The 18749-nt window shown below is 38.0% G+C and carries 16 protein-coding genes; 7 read left to right on the forward strand and 9 right to left on the reverse strand.

Annotated features, from left to right (window positions below):
• Window positions 1-139: 139 nt before the first annotated feature.
• From ABR854_RS11920 to ABR854_RS11930, 3 genes are all read right to left on the reverse strand, one after another.
• Complete coding sequence (locus tag ABR854_RS11920) at window positions 140-2734, reverse strand: DNA gyrase/topoisomerase IV subunit A (protein ID WP_350265625.1); 2595 nt, start codon at window positions 2732-2734, stop codon at window positions 140-142.
• A gap of 131 nt (window positions 2735-2865) precedes the next feature.
• Window positions 2866-3270, reverse strand: a complete 405-nt coding sequence (locus ABR854_RS11925; protein ID WP_350265626.1) for a PIN domain-containing protein — start codon at window positions 3268-3270, stop codon at window positions 2866-2868.
• Window positions 3260-3493, reverse strand: a complete 234-nt coding sequence (locus tag ABR854_RS11930; protein ID WP_350265627.1) for a hypothetical protein — start codon at window positions 3491-3493, stop codon at window positions 3260-3262. The genes ABR854_RS11925 and ABR854_RS11930 overlap by 11 nt, the downstream gene beginning before the upstream one ends.
• A 184-nt stretch (window positions 3494-3677) precedes the next feature.
• Between ABR854_RS11930 and ABR854_RS11935 the strand changes: the two genes are divergently transcribed.
• The 7 genes from ABR854_RS11935 (at window position 3678) to ABR854_RS11965 (ending at window position 14720) form a co-directional block, all read left to right on the forward strand.
• The gene (locus ABR854_RS11935; protein WP_350265628.1) at window positions 3678-3905 is read left to right on the forward strand and encodes a hypothetical protein; all 228 of its coding nucleotides are present in this window, start codon (window positions 3678-3680) and stop codon (window positions 3903-3905) included.
• 111 nt (window positions 3906-4016) lie between these two features.
• The gene (locus tag ABR854_RS11940; protein WP_350265629.1) at window positions 4017-6371 is read left to right on the forward strand and encodes a TonB-dependent siderophore receptor; all 2355 of its coding nucleotides are present in this window, start codon (window positions 4017-4019) and stop codon (window positions 6369-6371) included.
• A 63-nt stretch (window positions 6372-6434) separates the two neighbouring features.
• Window positions 6435-7598 carry a PepSY-associated TM helix domain-containing protein gene (locus ABR854_RS11945; RefSeq protein ID WP_350265630.1) on the forward strand — a complete coding sequence of 388 codons (1164 nt, stop codon included), beginning with the start codon at window positions 6435-6437 and terminating at the stop codon, window positions 7596-7598.
• On the forward strand, window positions 7591-8052 hold the full coding sequence (locus ABR854_RS11950) for a Fur family transcriptional regulator (RefSeq protein WP_350265631.1): 462 nt from the start codon (window positions 7591-7593) through the stop codon (window positions 8050-8052). The genes ABR854_RS11945 and ABR854_RS11950 overlap by 8 nt, the downstream gene beginning before the upstream one ends.
• A gap of 134 nt (window positions 8053-8186) precedes the next feature.
• Window positions 8187-10613, forward strand: a complete 2427-nt coding sequence (locus ABR854_RS11955) for a TonB-dependent receptor domain-containing protein (protein WP_350265632.1) — start codon at window positions 8187-8189, stop codon at window positions 10611-10613.
• 101 nt (window positions 10614-10714) lie between these two features.
• A complete protein-coding gene (locus tag ABR854_RS11960) occupies window positions 10715-13168 on the forward strand; it encodes a TonB-dependent siderophore receptor (protein WP_350265633.1) in 2454 nt (817 codons plus the stop codon).
• A 199-nt stretch (window positions 13169-13367) separates the two neighbouring features.
• Window positions 13368-14720 carry a sialidase family protein gene (locus ABR854_RS11965; protein ID WP_350265634.1) on the forward strand — a complete coding sequence of 451 codons (1353 nt, stop codon included), beginning with the start codon at window positions 13368-13370 and terminating at the stop codon, window positions 14718-14720.
• Window positions 14721-14856: 136 nt separating this feature from the next.
• Here ABR854_RS11965 and ABR854_RS11970 read toward each other — a convergent pair whose 3' ends face one another.
• From ABR854_RS11970 to ABR854_RS11995, 6 genes are all read right to left on the reverse strand, one after another.
• Complete coding sequence (locus ABR854_RS11970) at window positions 14857-15117, reverse strand: Txe/YoeB family addiction module toxin (RefSeq protein ID WP_350265635.1); 261 nt, start codon at window positions 15115-15117, stop codon at window positions 14857-14859.
• Complete coding sequence (locus ABR854_RS11975; protein WP_350265636.1) at window positions 15114-15371, reverse strand: hypothetical protein; 258 nt, start codon at window positions 15369-15371, stop codon at window positions 15114-15116. Before ABR854_RS11975 ends, ABR854_RS11970 begins: the two co-directional genes overlap by 4 nt.
• A gap of 84 nt (window positions 15372-15455) precedes the next feature.
• Window positions 15456-16160, reverse strand: coding sequence for a superoxide dismutase (locus ABR854_RS11980; protein WP_350265637.1), 705 nt, complete (start codon window positions 16158-16160; stop codon window positions 15456-15458).
• A gap of 4 nt (window positions 16161-16164) precedes the next feature.
• Window positions 16165-16845: an HNH endonuclease family protein gene (locus ABR854_RS11985; protein WP_350265638.1), complete on the reverse strand. Its 681-nt coding sequence runs from the start codon at window positions 16843-16845 to the stop codon at window positions 16165-16167.
• Window positions 16842-18026 (reverse strand): AAA family ATPase, encoded by a 1185-nt coding sequence (locus tag ABR854_RS11990; RefSeq protein WP_350265639.1) that lies wholly within the window; start codon window positions 18024-18026, stop codon window positions 16842-16844. The genes ABR854_RS11985 and ABR854_RS11990 overlap by 4 nt, the downstream gene beginning before the upstream one ends.
• Window positions 18027-18055: 29 nt before the next feature.
• Window positions 18056-18709, reverse strand: coding sequence for a phosphoribosylanthranilate isomerase (locus ABR854_RS11995; RefSeq protein ID WP_350265640.1), 654 nt, complete (start codon window positions 18707-18709; stop codon window positions 18056-18058).
• Window positions 18710-18749 lie beyond the last annotated feature (40 nt).

Here is an 18749-nt window from a genome sequence, read left to right on the forward strand (position 1 = left end):
GAAGTCGAATTTTGACGGGGTGGTTAAAGATTGTTGAGGTCTTTTAAAACAAATTTTACGAAAAGAAACCACCCCCGCCGACTGCCGTCAGGCGACCCCTCCTTGAAAAAAGGAGGGGAAAGTATTAATTCGACTACTCTCAAAACAAAGCTAATTGCTTGTCATCATCTTGATTATCAATATTTTCAGAGCCGTTTTCAGAGCTATCATCAATCGCTTGTAGTACTTCCACAACAGCTACCTCTTCTGCTTTTGGTTCGAGTTGTTTTACTTCTACAACTTCATAAGCATTAATTTTCTGTCCAATGGCTTTCCAGCCACGTACTTCTACAAATTCATCTACTAAAATCGTTTGGGTTTCGATACTTGCTTTTTTATCGGCTTTGGTTTTTATCTCAAAACGAGGGTATTTATCCAAACACGCAGTCAATAAACGTGAGTTTTTGGTATCAGAAATAAACAAGAATTTCTTATCCATCGTAGTGGTTTCGATTTTGAAACGTTTGATGTAATAAATCTTGTGTTCGCCCTCGTAGTGTAAGCACGAAATTGGTCTTTCTGGTTCGTACTTTACTACTTTCAGAATATCTTTCTGCTCGTAGCGGTTTGTCAGCTCGAAGTTCGTAAACTCGTATTGTCCATCTTTATAAATCACCAAAATCTTATCCTCAGAGCCGAAATTACCCAAATACTGGCCGTGTTCGTCACGGTTAAGTTTGCCAATTACTGCATCGAACCAAATATCTACACCTCCGAGGGTCGATTTTCCCGCAGATTTCAAGACAATCTTACGTACAGGAAATTTCGTTAGAACATTCCCCATTGAATTACGATTTTTGATGGCGAGTTCAGAAAAATCCCAATCGAATTGTTTCTTTTTTGCTGTTGAATTGGCCGTAAGATTTACCGCAACCGATTCTGCTTCACCATTATCATTGGCTGTGAAATACAATATTTTTGACTTTGGATTACCCATCGAAACATCATATTCTTTATCACGAGTGATACCTGTTACGAAGAAACGTTTGGCGTAAGATGTTCCAGATTTTCCATCCAAATAAATCGCATTGTAGATTTTTCGCTCATCGTTTTTACGGAAAACCGAACAGTAGATAATGTCTTTTCCTACAAAAACCTTTTCTTGAATTTTCGTAATAACATATTTGCCGTCTCGTTTGAAGGCAATAATATCATCAATATCTGAACAATCCATTACGTATTCGTCCTTTTTCAAACCATATCCAATGAAGCCGCCTTCACGGTCAACGTAAAGTTTTTGGTTATTGGCTGCCACCACGGTTGCTTGCACAGACTCAAACTGACGAATCTCGGTTTTACGCTCACGACCTTTGCCGTATTTTTTCAATAATTCTCGGTAAAAAGCAATTGTGTAACGAACGATGTTGGCTAAGTTATCTTCCACTTCGGCCAATTCATCAAGCAAACGTTTCATTAACTCATCTGCTTTGAAGGAGTCGTATTTTGAAATACGCTTGATTCGGATTTCGAGCAAACGAAGTAAATCATCTTCTACGATTTCACGATAAAAATCTTTTTTGTAAGGCTCTAAACCCTTATCGACCGTTGCTACTACCGCCTCGAAAGTCGTACATTCTTCAATATCACGGTAGATTTTGTTTTCGATGAAAATCTTTTCGAGCGAGCTATAAAGTAATTTCTCTTTGAGTTCGTGACGTTTAATTTCGAGTTCACGTTGAAGCAAATGTTTGGTTTGCTCGGTGCAATCTCTCAGAATATCGCTGACCGTGACGAAATGTGGTTTGTTATCAATGATAATACAAGCATTGGGCGAAATGGAGTTTTCACACTCAGTGAATGCGAAAAGGGCATCAATCGTAATATCAGGCGAAGTATTTGGTGCCAGATGAATGATGATTGAAACTTCTTTTGCCGTGTTATCTTCAACTTTTTTGATTTTTATTTTTCCTGCATCATTGGCTTTTATGATAGAGTCAATAAGCGTAGCGGTAGTCGTACTAAACGGAATTTCCTGAATTTCAAGTGTTTTCTTGTCGATTTCGGCAATTTTTGCACGAACTTTAATTTTTCCGCCTCGTCCGCCATCATTGTAGTTCGTTACATCAACTAAACCACCAGTCAAGAAATCGGGGTAAAGTTGGAAAGGCTCTTTTCTAAGATAAGAAATTGATGCCTCGCACAGCTCAATGAAGTTATGCGGCATAACTTTTGTAGAAAGGCCTACGGCAATACCTTCAACGCCTTGAGCAAGCAATAACGGAAACTTCGCTGGAAGATTGACAGGCTCACGCTTGCGACCATCATACGACATCTGCCATTCGGTAGTGTCTTCATTGAAAAGCACATCGTTGGCAAATTTCGAGAGGCGAACCTCGATATAACGAGGAGCGGCAGCACCATCGCCAGTGCGAACATCACCCCAGTTTCCTTGGGTATCAAGCAAAAGGTTTTTCTGTCCCATCGAAACGATAGCATCACCAATTGACGCATCGCCGTGTGGATGATATTGCATACTTGAGCCAATAACATTTGCCACTTTATTGAAACGCCCATCGTCCATTTCTTTGAGGGCGTGCATGATTCGGCGTTGAACGGGCTTTAGTCCATCTTCGATGGCAGGTACGGCACGTTCGAGGATTACATACGAGGCATAGTCGAGAAACCAAGTCTCGAACATATCGTCAATTACTTCTTTTTGTTGCAGGGGGTCGTATTTTGGTGTTTCGTCACTCATGTTAGGTCAGCAATATTTTTAAGATTTTACCAAACGTTGTTGCATATCATCCTATCCAAACAGTGAGTATGCACGGTTTAGCTAATATTGAAATAGCATTTTCTATGGCAAATATACTAAAAAGGAGCAATTTATAAGAATGGATTGATGATTCTGAGACGATTTTCAACTAAAAAATTATGTTGTAAATCTTCTGAATAAAGACAATTACAACCTGAGATTTGGGCTGCTGCTACAATAAGAGAATCGTAAAGTTGGAAGTCGTATCTGATTATTAAGTCTTTGGCTTTTTCTAATGTTTCTTGATTAAGAGAAGCTATTTCGCAATTACTGAAAAGTTTATTTGCTTTTAGGATTATATCAAGTTTTGGCAATTTTAGCAATCTTTTTGAAACATTCAGAAATTCAGAAACAACCTGTGAACTAATGATGGGTTTCTCAAAAACCAATGTTTCAGCAATCAAACGCTTGTCTTCATCGGAAGCATCAAATAGGTAAATTAGAATATTCGTATCAAGTGCAATTTTAGTCCTCATAGTTATTTGCTTCGTCTCTATCGAATTTATAGTTGCTCAAATCAATGAGATTATCTTTGAAAATAGCTTTAATATCATCAATACTTTTTTCTTTCTTATCAATAGGTGGTGCCTTCTCAATCTCGAAGGCAATAATTTCAACCTGTTTGCCTATCATTTCTTCAGGAAAGTGCAGTGTGTAGGTACTTTCGGTCGGGAAAATTATCTCTCTTATCAGTTCCATAATCGAATTTGTTTTTATCAAAGATACTCATTTTTACTTATTCATTTTGTTTAGGATTTATTATTTAGAAATATTCTAAATAAAGTTTGCAGAATTAAATTTCGGTTTTACCTTTGTATTATTATTTAGAATAAGTCTAAATAAAATTAACTTTAAAAATAAATCTTCAACATAAATATTGACCATGAAAACAATCAATTTTTTAGTCGATTTACAGCAAGCCATTAGTTTGCAAAATCTTAAAAATGAGTTGAATACAGTTGGAGTGAAAGCTTTTACAATTGATTATGTGAGTCAGCAAATTTCAATCGTGAGTTCTGACGAAATCAAAGATGAGATGATTGATTGTGCTGTGAGAAAAGCAGGCTTTGACTGTAAATGTTTTAAGGTTTGTAATCACGACGATAAATAAATCTATATAACCCTGACCCTAAAAAGACCTCGTTTTCGGGTGACATCGAAAACTGCCAAGACCCTAAGTCTGCACACTTTTTTAATTTTTTATCTAAATCACTAAAGAAAAATGAAAAGTAAATTTATTAAAACAGGTATTCTCTTATTTATAAGTTCATTGCAAGTAATTTTTGCCCAAAGTGGTGTTATTAAAGGAAAAATCACGACATCGGATGGAAAACCCGCCGAATTTGTAAATGTAATCTTGAAAGGTATGACCAAAGGCACTGTTGCCGATGCCGAAGGAAACTACCAGATTGCTAACCTTAAAGAAGGCAATTATACAGTACAAGCTACATTTGTTGGTTTAAAAACCGAATCTAAGAAAGTAACAATCACAAACGGACAAACCCAAAACCTTGATTTTGTATTGGAAGCTAGTGCCAATCAATTACAAGAGGTTTTGGTAACAGCAAATCCGAGCAAATACGTAACCGATTATCCTTCTATTTCGCTCCGCTTGAAGACTCCTTTGCTCGAAATTCCACAAAATATTCAGGTAATTACCCGCCAAACGCTTCAAGACCAGCAAATCTTTGATATGCAAGAAGGCGTGATACGAAATGTAAGTGGGGCTACTCGCTCCGAACACTGGGAAAATTACGCTCGAATCGTGATGCGTGGTTCACGGATTGCTGCTTTTCGTAATGGAATGAATGTGCAAGCAACTTGGGGGCCACTCAACGAAGACATGAGTATGGTTGAGCGAGTTGAGTTTGTGAAAGGGCCAGCTGGTTTTATGCTTGCCAGTGGCGAACCGAGCGGTTTTTATAATGTGGTTACGAAAAAACCTACGGGAATTACGAAAGGCGAAGCTAATATGGCAATCGGAAGTTTCGGAACGTATCGCACGACTGTAGATTTGGATGGTTTATTGAACAAAGATGGAAAATTACAATATCGTCTAAATGTTATGGGCCAAATGAAAGGTACACAACGTGCCTTTGAATACAACAATCGTGTTTCAGTAGCACCAGTTATCAAATATCAAATCAATCCGAGTACTTCCATAACGGCCGAATATACCTTTCAGGGCGTGAATATGTCGCCATTGGGGTCGAATTATATCTATTCACCGAACAAATTAGGCGATATTTCAGCCGATTTCACTACGCTGGAGTCGAATATGGCTCCTACCAAAATCAACGACCAATCGTTAATCGTTACACTTGCTCACAGTATCAATAAAAACTGGAAATTTACAGGGCAAGTGGCTTATCTAAAGTTCAGTCAAGTAGGTTCGAGCCTCTGGCCGACGGGTTTTAAAGGCGATACATTGCAAAGAGCCACATCAATTTGGGATATTTTAGGCCAAACTCGTGTAGGTCAGTTTTTTGTGAATGGCGATGTTGAAACGGGTAGAATCAAACACCGTATTCTGGCGGGTGTTGATATGGGCGATAAAGATTATTACCACGATTGGGCTCAAGGAGGAGCAATTGTTGGCTCGCAAGGCTTTAATGTGTATAACCCAGTTTTTGGAAAAGTGCCTGCTTCGGCGTACCCTAAATTCGACCGTAGCCTTAGCATTCGTGAGCGTGGCGTACATTATAATAATCTTTACACCGCACTTTATGCCCAAGATGAAATCAGATTATTGAATGATAAACTGCGTTTGACTTTGGCAGGAAGATACACTTCAACGGGCGATGAAGACCCGTATTCGGGTAAAGTTTCGGCAAGTAAGTTTACGCCAAGAGTTGGTTTGAGTTATTCGTTGAATAAGAATACGAGTGTATATGCGGTTTTAGATGAATCATTTATTCCGCAAGCAGGGGCTTCATATACAGGTAAAAAATTCGACCCGATTACGGGAACAAACAAAGAAATTGGCTTGAAACGTGAATGGCTCGATGGCCGTTGGACGGCTTCGGTGGCGGCTTATCAGATTACGAAAAATAATGTACTGACGGCTGACCCTGTCAATCAATTTTTCTCGGTGCAACTTGGTCAAACCAAAACCCAAGGAATTGAATTTGATGTGCGTGGACAAATATTGACAGGTTTAGACGTAACGATGAACTATGCCTATACCGATGGAAAAGTTACAAAAGACACTGAAAATCAGCAAGTTGATCGCCAGTTGCCAGGAACCGACAAACACATTGCGAATGCGTGGGTTAGCTATCGTGCAACCAGTGGAGCTGCACAGGGTTTGGGGCTTTCGTTAGGAGTTTCGCATGCTGCTGGACGCACTTCTTGGTACTCTGAATATGACAAAACCATTGATGCAACGATGCCAAATTTTACTCGTTTTGATGGAGCTGTTTCTTATCAATTCGATAAATTTAGTGTAGCCTTGAATGTTAATAATTTATTCAATGCCGATGTTATTTCAGGTGCTTATTATTCGTGGAGTAAATTCTATTACTGGCAAGCCGAGGCCATGAGAAATGCTCGTTTGAGTATCAATTATAAGTTTTAAAGCTATTATTAAAATTCGGCCTTAGCCTCTTAGAGGCTGAGGATGAAGCGAAAAAGTCAACAAATGAATTTCAAAAAAATCATAGGTAAGTTGCACCTTTGGCTGGGTCTTTCAACAGGCTTGGTGGTGTTTGTTGTAAGTTTAACAGGCTGTTTGTATGCGTTTCAGCAAGAAATTCAAGATGCTACGCAGCCTTTTCGATTTTCAAAAGTAGAAGAAAATCGTGCCGTTTTGCCACCATCTGCCTTTGAAGCCGTAGCCAGAATAAAATTGCCCAAAGCTCATTTACACGCCATTAATTATCCTGCAAAAGGCCGTAGTGTAGAGGCTATTTTCTATGGTTTTGACCCTGAACATTATTATATTATTTATCATAATCCATATACCGCCGAGGTGATTCATGTGCAAAATATGGAAGAAACCTTCTTTCATTGGGTGCTTGATGGGCATTATTATTTGTGGCTAAAACCCGAAATTGGTCAGCCGATAACTTCGTATGCTACGCTGATTTTTGTTTTTATGCTCATCTCGGGTATCATTCTTTGGTGGCCAAAAAACAAAGCAGCAGCCAAACAACGCTTTTGGTTTCGTTGGAAAGATGCTACTCAGTGGAGGCGAAAAAACTACGATTTGCACAATATTTTGGGTTTTTATAGCTCTTTTTTGCTGTTAATCATTTCGGTTACGGGTATTTTCTTCGGTATTCAGTGGTTTACTTCTCTTATTTATACGGCTACGGGTGGCGAAAAAGAACTCTTGTTTTCTGAACCTGTTTCGCAGAAACCTATTGTTACCGATTTCAAGAAACCAGCCACTGATTTGGTTTGGGAAAAAATGAAAGCCGAACACCCCGATGCACTTTCGATCGAAGTTCACACTATTGAATCTGATTCGGCAACGATTGGAGCAAATGTAAATACCCGTGAAGGCGTTTATTGGAGTACCGACTATCGTTATTTCGACCAATATACCTTGAAAGAAATACCCACCAAAACCGTTTATGGCCGACTAAAAGATGCCAATACCGCCGATAAATTAATCAGAATGACTTATGATATTCATACGGGTGGAATATTGGGTTTTGCTGGAAAAGTCTTGGCTTTTTTGCTTTCAGTTGTAGCTACAAGTTTGCCAGTTACAGGTTTTTATATTTGGTGGGGGAGAAGGAAGAAGTCCTCAAAAACTAAGGTTAGTAATGATTTGATAAATGAGATTAGTCATGCTTAAAGAAAACCATTATAAAGATGCAAAGGCAATTTTAGATGCCAAAATCGAAGAATTGGGGCTTCGGAAGACTGTTGAACGATATAAAATCTTAGAAGAAGTGTATAAGCGTGACGATCATTTTGAGGCTGATGAACTATATTTTGCTTTTGTAGAACGTAATTTTTCAGTAAGCAAATCGACCGTTTATAACACGCTTGATTTACTTGTAGAGTTGGGACTCGTAAAAAAACGCCAGTTTAATGGTTCGCATGCAGCTCGCTACGAAAAGTCCTTTGGCCGAAAACAACACAGCCATTTAATTTGTGTGGATTGTAATCGAGTATTTGAGTTTTGCGACCCACGCCTACAATCCATTCAAGATTCAATCTCTCAATTCTACCAGATGCCTATCATAGAGCATTCGTTGATTATATACGGTCAGTGCCAACGAGAAAACTGCCAGAAAAATGGGTAGTCCAGAAGCAGTTATGCTTATTTGTAAAACACCTTATTTAAAATTAATCTAAATAAATCCTTGTTCATTAAAATTTCGTATTTACTTTTGCAGTGTTATTTAGAATTGGTCTAAACAAAAATAAAAATACTTTAATGAAGTCTTTAATTTATACAATTTTACTTTCTAAGTTGGTGATTTTTACCGCTTTTGGACAAAAAGCAGCTATCAATGGGAAAGTTATGGATGGGGCGAAGCAAGCGATTGTAGGAGCGAGTGTGACGTTGAAAGGAACGGTAAGAGGAGTACAAACCAACACCAACGGAGAATATGTGATTAAGGGTTTAAGAAATGGCGAATATACACTTGTAGTATCGAGTGTTGGTTTGAAAAATAAAGAATTGAGTTTTACACTTCAAGAAAACGAAGTAAAAAGCTTTGATTTTGAGTTAGAAGACGAAACTTATACTTTGAAAGACATTCAGGTAGTAGCAAGCCGTGGAGTAAGAGGAAACGAACACTTAGCCGAAGTTGATGGCTATTCGATTAATGCCACGAAGAAAAATGAAGTCATTAAACTCGATAACCTCAATGCGAACTTGGCGATGAATAATAGCCGTCAGATATTTAGTCGCACGCCAGGTATTTCGGTATGGGAAAACGATGGTTCGGGTATTCAGTTGGGCGTGGCATCTCGTGGTTTGAGTCCGAATCGCTCGTGGGAGTTTAACGTTAGAATGAATGGCTACGATATTACACCTGACCCAATGGGTTATCCAGAAGCCTATTATACACCACCGATGGAAGTAGTTGACCGCATCGAAATTGTTCGTGGTGCATCTTCACTTCAATACGGGCCACAATTTGGTGGATTGATGAATTTTGTACTTCGTAAACCAGATATTTCTACTCGTGTAACGGTCGAGTCGCAGAATACAACGGGTAGCAATGGTTTGTTTAGTACATTCAATTACATTGGTGGAACGGAAGGACGTTTGAGCTATACGGCTTATTATCAAAAACGTTTTGGAAATGGCTGGAGAGATAATAGCTACTACAACACCGACCACGCTCATGCCGAGTTAAGTTATGCCATCACAAATAAGTTTAAGATTGGAGCAGAAGCAACTTACATGACCTACAAAAGTCAGCAAGCAGGTGGCTTGACCGACGCTCAGTTTGCTCAAGATGCTCGCCAGAGTGTGCGTAGTCGAAACTGGTTTAGTACGCCTTGGTTGGTTCCTTCGCTCTCGGCTGAGTATATTTTCAGCGAAAAAACAAAATTGAGTTGGAAAGCATTTGGCGTAATTGCCGAGCGTAGCAGTGTTGGCAATGTTTCGGCTATCACAACGATCGATAATCTTACTTCAAATCGACAAGTAGATAGAGATTACTACAATAATTATGGGTCGGAATTACGCTTCATCACAGATTATAAATTGTTGGGTTTAAACAATACCCTTGCCAGTGGATTGAGGTATTATAACGGAAACATCGACCGCAAACAACAAGGAAAAGGTTCAGTTGGTAAAGACATGGAGTTTACTATCGAAGGCGACTATCCACGTGATTTAGACTTTAACAATATCAATAAAGCAGCCTATTTTGAGAATATTTTCCGTTTCAATAAGAAGTTTTTAGTAACAGCCGGAGCAAGAATCGAGAATATCAGCTCGACCATGCAAGGGCGTTTTAGCCTATCGAATGGTGTTGCCAATAATCTTACACCGATTACTCGAAATCGTAGTTTCTTACTTTTTGGTGGAGGAGCAGAATATCACCTAACCGAGCAATCGGAGTTTTATACAAACATCTCGCAGGCCTATCGCCCAGTTTTGATTTCTGACCTTACACCTCCAGCGACAACCGATGTGATTGACGAAAATCTACAAGATGCTCGTGGCTATAATTTTGATTTCGGATACCGTGGCAAAGTAGCTAATTACTTGAACTTCGATGTTGATTATTTCTATGTGAATTACAATAACCGAATCGGAACAATCACACAAACAAATGCTGCCAACCAACGTTATCAATTCCGTACCAACTTAGGTCGTTCGGTAAGCCAAGGTTTCGAGGGATATATTGAGTTTGACCCAGTAACGGCTTTCTTCAAAAAATCTAAAATTGGTTATGTGAGTATGTTTGCTTCGATAGCCTACATTGATGCCACTTACCGTAATTTCAAGACAACTTCGGTAGTGAACGGACAAGTAGTAGAAGGAAATCTTTCGGGCAAAAGAGTAGAAAATGCTCCTCGTAAAATCAATCGTTTTGGAGTTACGTACAACAAAAAAGGATTCTCAATTACGTGGCAAATGAGCGATATTGGCAAAGCTTATGCCGATGCTTCGAATACAGAAGTTGCCAATGCCGCCGCTACAACAGGCGTAATTCCAGCTTACACCGTACAAGACCTTTCGGCGAGTTTCAAATTCTTGAAGCATTACAATGTTAAGGCAGGTGTAAACAACCTAACTGACGAACGTTATTTTACACGTCGTGCGGGTGGGTACCCAGGCCCAGGAATTTTACCAGCTGATGGCCGTACATTCTACATTTCAGCAGGATTTAAGTTTTAAATTATAACAGTAAAGAAGGGAGTTTTAAAAAATTCCCTTCTTTTTTAAAAGTTTATTTATAATTAGTCTAAATAGAAATTATGATTTTTCCAAAGAAAACTATGAAAAATACCTTACTTATATCGGTCATATTAATGCTAAGTAATTGGACATTTGGCCAATCTGGAAATCTGAGAGGAACTGTCAGTAATAGCGAGGGGCAAGCGGCTCCTTACGTATCTATTCAATTGAAAGAAACCAAACGAGGTACAACTTCAAACGAAAAGGGAGAGTTTACTATCACAAACATAAAAGATGGAAATTATACCTTAATTGCTTCGTTTGTTGGATATAAAACCTTAGAGCAAAAAATTAAAATTGAAGAAGGTAAAACCCTCAATCTTTCGCTTGAATTATTTGAGAATTCGGAAATGTTGAAAGAAATTGTAGTTTCGGGTACTTATACCGCCAACCGAACCGCTACATTGGGCAAAGCCAATATTCGTCCGCTTGATTTACCTCAAAGTACGGCCGTTGTGAGCAGCACCGTAATTGCCGACCAACAAGCAATCCGACTCGGTGATGTGGTGAAGAATGTCAGTGGGGTTTCGCTCACCGAAACACGTGGGGGCGTTGCCGAAACTTTTTCTTCTCGTGGATATAGTGTAGGTATTGCGGGTGCAGGAGGTAGTATTTTCAAGAACGGCACAATCAGTAATACGATGGGTTTTCCTGATGCCAGTACTTTAGAGTCGGTAGAAGTTATGAAAGGAAGTTCGGCTTTACTTTACGGCAATGTTTCGGGCGGTGTGATTATCAATATGGTTACGAAAAAACCTCGTTTCGATTGGGGCGGACAGGCCTCAATGCTTGTAGGAAGCTATAATCAATACAAACCAACCATTGATGTGTATGGTCCGATTAGTAAGAAATTGGCTTTCAGAGCAGTTGGCACCTACGAAAACGCACAAAGCTATCGTGATGTTGTAAAAACAAATAGAGTGTATGTTACGCCTTCATTGTTATATAAAATTAGTGATAAAACCGATGTTTTATTGCAGGCCGATTACTTGAAAAGCAACATTGTGCCAGATGCAGGGGTAGGAACACCTAATAGCAGAATCACGATTACCGAATTGCCCGAAGCTCCGAGAAATCGTTTTATCAATACTTCGTGGGCCTATAACAATACTAACCAAACATCTGGTTTTTTGACTATCAACCACCGTTTTAATAATAACTGGAAGCTTACCGCTATTGGCTCGGTGCAAGATACACGTGTAAAAGGGTTTGGGGCAGGAGTACCAAGTGCAATTGCTCTTAATGGCGATTATACACGAGCATTAAGTGCGGTGCATACGGCCGAGAAGGACTATACAGGCCAAGTAAATTTGAATGGAAGTTTTAAAACTGGAAAAATCAATCATCAATTATTAGTTGGTGCAGATTTCCTGAGAATCGAGAATGTGAGCCATACTTTTAAATTCACATCAGCTGCTGGGGTAGTAGGTACTGCTTATGATAAAATTAATATTTTCGACCCTACGAAATACGTGGCTCGCACCGATATTCCTACCATTGCGGATACTGCTCGCACAACTACACCTCAGAATCGTTACGGTATTTATGTGCAAGATTTAATTGCCGTAAGTTCTAAGTTTAAAGTATTAGCTGGGTTGAGATATTCTTATCAAACAGCTTTCCAATCAACCATCATAAATCTTGAAAAAAATGTTTCACGTCGTGGCACAGCGGTCGATAAATCAGATGCAGCATTTTCTCCAAAACTTGCTTTGATTTATCAGCCATTCCAGACAACCTCTATCTATACTTCATACAGCAACAACTTTACTATCAATACAGGTACTGATATTAATGGCGATGCCCTAAAACCATCTATCATTGACCAATATGAAATTGGGGTGAAAAACGAATTTTTAGATGGAAAACTATCGGCCAATGCGAGTGTCTATAAAATCATTAATAGCAATTTTGCTCAAACGGCTCTTTTCGATAAAAACGGTAATCCGAACACCAATACTTCAATCAGAGAATTATCGGGCGAAACAACCAGCGATGGTTTTGAAATTGATTTCAACGGTGTTTTATCGAAAAACTTCTATTTCTTGCTTGGCTATGGTTATAACTTTATGCGTTATACCAATACAACGGGTGTGGTTGGTTCACAAGTTGAGGGTGAACAATTGATTAGAAATCCAAGAAATACAGCAAATGGTTCTGTGTTTTATACTTTCGATAAAACTAAGTTAAAAGGCTTGAAATTAGGTATTTCTGCCTTCTACACAGGAAAACGTTTTGCAGGAAATAATAATGTAGTGGGTTTGAATGGTGGTTTGAATAATACAACTGCTGCATTGAGTGCTTATAATGCCTTGATTCCTCTAACTGGCTTTACTACAACTGACATTTCGGCGGGATATACTTTTGGTAAAATCTCTATGCTCGCCAAAGTTTCAAATATTTTCAATACCATGAATTACATCGTGCATGACCGTTATAGCATCAATCCGATTGCTCCACGTCAGTTTTCAACTACTTTGAGTTATAAGTTTTAAGGTTTTTGAAAACTCCTTAGGAACATCCAAATTGGATGTTCTCAAATATAATTATCGTATATCTTACTCAATTTTTAGTTAAATATCTTTATTGAACGTCCAATTTGGACGTTCCTACGAAAAGGCAATAACTAAATTGGTAAACAATAGATTTTAATTGCATTCAGTGCTTTATAAACCAAATTAAAACAATTCAAAAATGTTAAAATTATTAGTGCCTATTCAATTATTTTTTGTTGGATTTTTTGGCTTTTTTGGCTTTTCTTTCATTAACAGCCCAGAAGAAAACCATGAAATGACTATCTGTAAAACCGTTGGCGAAACAACACTTCCAACAGTCAGTGTTAATCCAAGCCTTACGAATTCGCCCATCGAAACTGACCCAAATAAGACTTACACTTTACCAACATTGACAAAAAACAATAAAGGAGAAGTAGTTTTATATTGGACAGAAAAAGACCCACAAAACGTGGTTTCACTTTGCTTTGCTACTTCAAAAGATGGGAAAACTTACAGCGAAAAAAAGACAGTTTTTGCTGATGGGGGCTTAGGAAACGGCCGTTTGATGCGTCCGAAGTTATTATTCAAGAAAAATGGTGAAATGGTTGCTGTTTTCTCGTATCGTACGAGTCCAGCAATGCCACCGAGAGAAGCACGCCCATCAGCTCAGCTCCAAGAAGCTAATCATAGTAATCACAATGCACCTGCTCCACAACAAGCACCAGCAACCAGACCAAAACGTAGTTCGGAAATAAGATTTACGGTTTCAAAAGATGGTGGAAGTACCTGGACTTCGCCAACCTCGGTTGATACTGATACTACCAAACTCACTCGTGGATTCTTCGATGCAGTTTTATTGGCCAATGATGAAATTGCGGTAGCTTATCTGAAAGATGTAAAAGGAAGCACCAAACACGAAGAACGTGATTTGCGTTTGGCAATAACTAAAAATGGGGTTTTCCAAGCAGAAAAACTCATCGATGCTGTGGTGTGTGATTGCTGTAATATCAGTATGGTAGTTGATGAAGCTGGTGCTTTACACATGGTTTATCGTGATAATAACAATGATATTCGTGATATGTCGCACATTGTATCTAAAGATAATGGAGCAACTTTCTCAGCTCCCAAAACTTTGTATGCTGATAAATGGGAAATCAAAGGCTGTCCACACGCAGGTGCTACAACAGTTTCGGTGAAAAACGAGCAGTATGCCACATGGTTTTCAGGGACACAAAATGGTCAATCGGGTTTTCGTTTGGCCAGTTCATCGGGTAAATTATTGAAAGTTTTAGATGCTTCGGCAAAAAATACGTACATAACAGCTGATGATAAAACAGCCGTTTTGGTTTGGGAACAAACTTCCGAAAGTGGTGTGAGTAATGTATTTTACAGCAAAATCATCAACGGAAAATTGCTTGATAGTCAGAAAGTTATAGATTCAGATTACGGACAAAATGCCAGTACTTTAGTATTTAATGGTAAAGTTTTGGTAGCTTACGAAGTATTGAAAGCAGATAAAAAGACGGTTTTAGCGGCTAAGGTTGTGGAGTAAGCCAGTCAACGGTCGATGGTTGTCAGTCCACAGGAATATAAATTGTTGATTATCAACCAAATCAGATTGTAGGACACATATTTACAACTATTTGATGCAAGTAAAAAGGCTTATTTCGCTGAGAAATAAGCCTTTTTTATTCGTAATGTCCTCGAAGTGAAAATACTGTAATTTCTGTATCGCTCACTTGATATACCAAACGGTGTTCATCATCAATTCTCCTTGACCAATATTTCTTTAAATCTCCTTTGAGTGGCTCTGGTTTGCCAATGCCCTCGAAGGGAGTTCGGCAACATTCTTGAAGAATACGGAGAATACGTTTGAGCGTTTTAGGGTCTGAATGTAACCAATCTGCTACTTGTTGAGTTGCTTTTGGTTCGAGTTTGAGGCTTCTCATTTCGACGCAATTTTGAAATTTTCAATAGCGTCCATCAACTTATATGAATCATCTTTTTCAAAAGATTCAATGATATTTGATAAATCATTATAAGGAATAGAAACGGCATACTCATGTTCTTTCTCTGCCACAGTATCATTCACATCTGAACTACTGATTGAAATTTTTATCAAACGATTTTTGAAGGCTGTTTTGATTGCCTTAAAAACGTTTTGGTCGAATTCTGACTCGTTTAGTTGATAAGTCACTTCCATAATTGTAGATTTTTTTCAAAAATACGAAAAACCTATGAGGTTCCGAATCGTTACAACTTTCAAAACCTCATAGGTTTAAATTACTTATTTCATTGCTGCTTCAAAGTTTTCGTTTACTTTTTTCCAGTTTACAACATTCCAGAAAGCGGCTACGTAATCGGCACGTTTGTTTTGGTATTTCAAATAATAAGCGTGTTCCCAAACATCAAGAGCCAAAATTGGCGTTCCTTTGTCAGTTGCTACGTCCATCAATGGGTTATCTTGGTTGGCAGTCGAAACGATTTTTAATTTCTTATCTGGCGTAACGATTAACCAAGCCCAACCCGAACCAAAACGAGTAGTGGCAGCTTTGCCAAATTCTTCTTTCATTTTATCGAAACCACCAAAAGTTGCTGTAATGGCATCAGAAAGTTTACCAGTTGGCATTCCGCCCGCATTTGGGGCCATGATTTGCCAGAAAAAAGTATGATTCCAGTGTCCACCGCCATTATTTCTTACTGCAACTGGATATTTGCCGATGTTGCTCAATAATTGGTCGATTGAAAGTTTTTCCATGTCGGTTCCAGCAATGGCTTTGTTGAGGTTATCGACATAGGCTTTGTGATGACGGTCGTGGTGAATTTCCATCGTCATTTTGTCGATATGTGGCTCAAGAGCGTCGTTGGCGTAGGGGAGTGGAGCAAGGGTGTGCATTCCGTCAAAATACACAGGTTTTGAAGCATAAATATCACTTAACTTAAAAGCGAAGGCACTTCCTATAAAGGCTTTGATGAAATCTTTTCTGTTCATTGGTTTATGAGGGTAAATATTGACTGAATTCTTGTAAATAAACGCTGTTCTTATTTATATACCAAACCTTAAACGCAGTAAAGGCGGATTTTATGCTTAATCGTCGGATAATTCTAAGTTTTAAAATTGTTTTTTCTTCTTCTGAAAAAGTATCATCGCTGAAATATTCAAACAAATCATTTAAAAATGGACGCATTTCTTTTTCGAGTTTTCTTCTCAAGTTTCTTGCCTCCAAAGTTTTAAGCGGAGTTGTTCCTGTAAAAACGTCTTGTATAAGTGTAACAGTTTTTTGTGTTAATTCGTCCGTTTGAAGAGCAATAATTTTAGGTTCACCAAGAGGCATTATCTCATACTCAAACTTTATCCAATCCAGAATCTTATGATTTTCGTTCGTACAGTTGAGTAATGGATGGTATTTTTCTAAATCATTTTTTATGTTAATGCAGTGCTGACATGCGTAAAAAAGGTTGTTCCAGTCGAAAAGTTTTTCTTTATTATTTTGGTGTGGCTCAAAATGTTCGACATTGATGCTTGTAATATCTTTGTCTTCGCAGATATAGCATTTATTATGAAAATCATTTTGTATCCTTTCTAAAACCTCTCCACATTTATAGTCACCATTATTCTTTTCTTTTTCAACTGATAAACAAAGTGGAGCGGGCTGTGACTTCACAATATTTATCATTGAATAACTAATTTTTGTGTTTCTAACTCTTTGATTCTAAGACTTAATTCTGGCGATAGCGTTTTGGCGATATTATCTTTAAAATAGATTTTTAGGTCTAATTTACGTTCTTTCTCTTCACTTGTTAAGTCTGATTTATTTAGTAATGTTTCGTATTCATCTAATTTAGCCTTTATTTCATCGGAATATTGGTCAACATCGAAATATGATTCTACGATACCCTCAACCGAATATCCTGATAAATCTTCAACTCGTTGCTTAGTTTCTAAATCAAAAATCACAGCATTATTAACTGAGCTTAGAACAAAGGGTGAATGAGTCGTGACGATAAACTGAATTTTTGGAAAAAATGAAGTCAGAAAAGGCAAGATTTTCTTCTGTAAATCAATGTGTAAATGCGTTTCGATTTCGTCGATTAAGACAATGCCTTGGAGGTCGTAAACCTGAGATGCTTTACTTTCCATTCTTATCATTATTTCACTCACAATATCAAGAATAGAAGAATAACCATCAGATAGGTTCAGAAAATCGAAAGGTTCTCTATTAGGTAGATTTATATAGAAATTGTATTGGAAATTATCACGAACAAATTCTAAAACTAAATTAGGCTCATCAAAAATGTGTCTGAGGGCATTTTCGAATTTCAAGAACCAGTTGTCAATTTTAGAAACTTTTGTGTTATCTTTTTCTTCAGTTGCAAAAGAGCGTTCGGCTCGTAAATTTACCAAGTAGTCAATAAAATTCCGATTCGCTTTTTCGTGATTATGAAAATAGTGATTAATATCTATTTTACGTAAAAAATCTGGTTTTGAAAATTCTACTCTACGTTTTGCCGATAAAGATAAAAATATAAAACTTGCATTAGTTACATGAAATGGAAGTAGCTCAGGTAAATTAAATGATAACCTTATGTTGGCAGTCTTATCAGTTCCTTGGGTAAACTGTATTATTTCTTCAATAGTTTCTTCTTTATTGCCAGAATTATTTCTTACATACTCAACATCTGAAAGATAAATAAGATATAATTTATCAGCAATACAGTTATGCAAACTCGTCTTTCCACTACCATTCTTACCAGTCAAAATGAGGTGTTTTCTTTCTTTTTCTGAAAGAAGAATATCCACATTTTCAAGGTGACGGACTTTATTGATATGTATTTTACTGATAAAAATCTCTTCCATAATGCAGGGCTTTTGTACAAATATAAAACTTAAACCCGATTTACTTCATTAAAAAACGCTTCTAATTTATGAGGGTCTAATTTGCCGTCGGTGCGGACACTGCTGCATAAATCTAAACCGTAGGGCTGAACTGCATCAATGGCAGCTCTTACATTTTCGGTTTTTAGTCCACCAGCCAAGAAAACAGGTACTTTTGATTGCTCGACAATCTTTCGGCTAATCGCCCAGTTATGTACTCGACCTGTTCCGCCGAGTTCTTTTACTGCCAAATTGGGGTTTCCCGAATCAAGCAAAAGTGCATCCACTTTCTCTGCTATTTCGAGTGCTTCATCCAACGATTTTTCATCAACTACGTGAATCACCTGCACGATTTTTATAGCAGGAATTGCTCTTCTAAAATCATCGTAAGTGCCAGTTTCCAAAGCATCAACAATCTGAATGACATTTGAATTGACAATCTTTTGGTGTGCAATAATATCAAAACTATCAGTACGACTGGTCAGTAGAAACGATGCAATCGGTGGTGGTATTGTTTGGACGATTTCTTGAATCAATTCATCAGAAATTGGGCCTGGCCCGCTCGGCATTTTGGACACCAAACCCAATGCCGAAGCTCCGTAACTAACGGCTTGTTTAGCTTCCAGAGGTGAACTAATGCAGCAGATTTTGACTTTTGGTATCATATTTTTGTCTGAAAGCATTCTTTATTCATAAAATCCTGCA

The organism is Emticicia sp. W12TSBA100-4 (assembly GCF_040253585.1).
In the GTDB taxonomy this organism is placed as follows: Bacteria; Bacteroidota; Bacteroidia; order Cytophagales; family Spirosomataceae; genus Emticicia.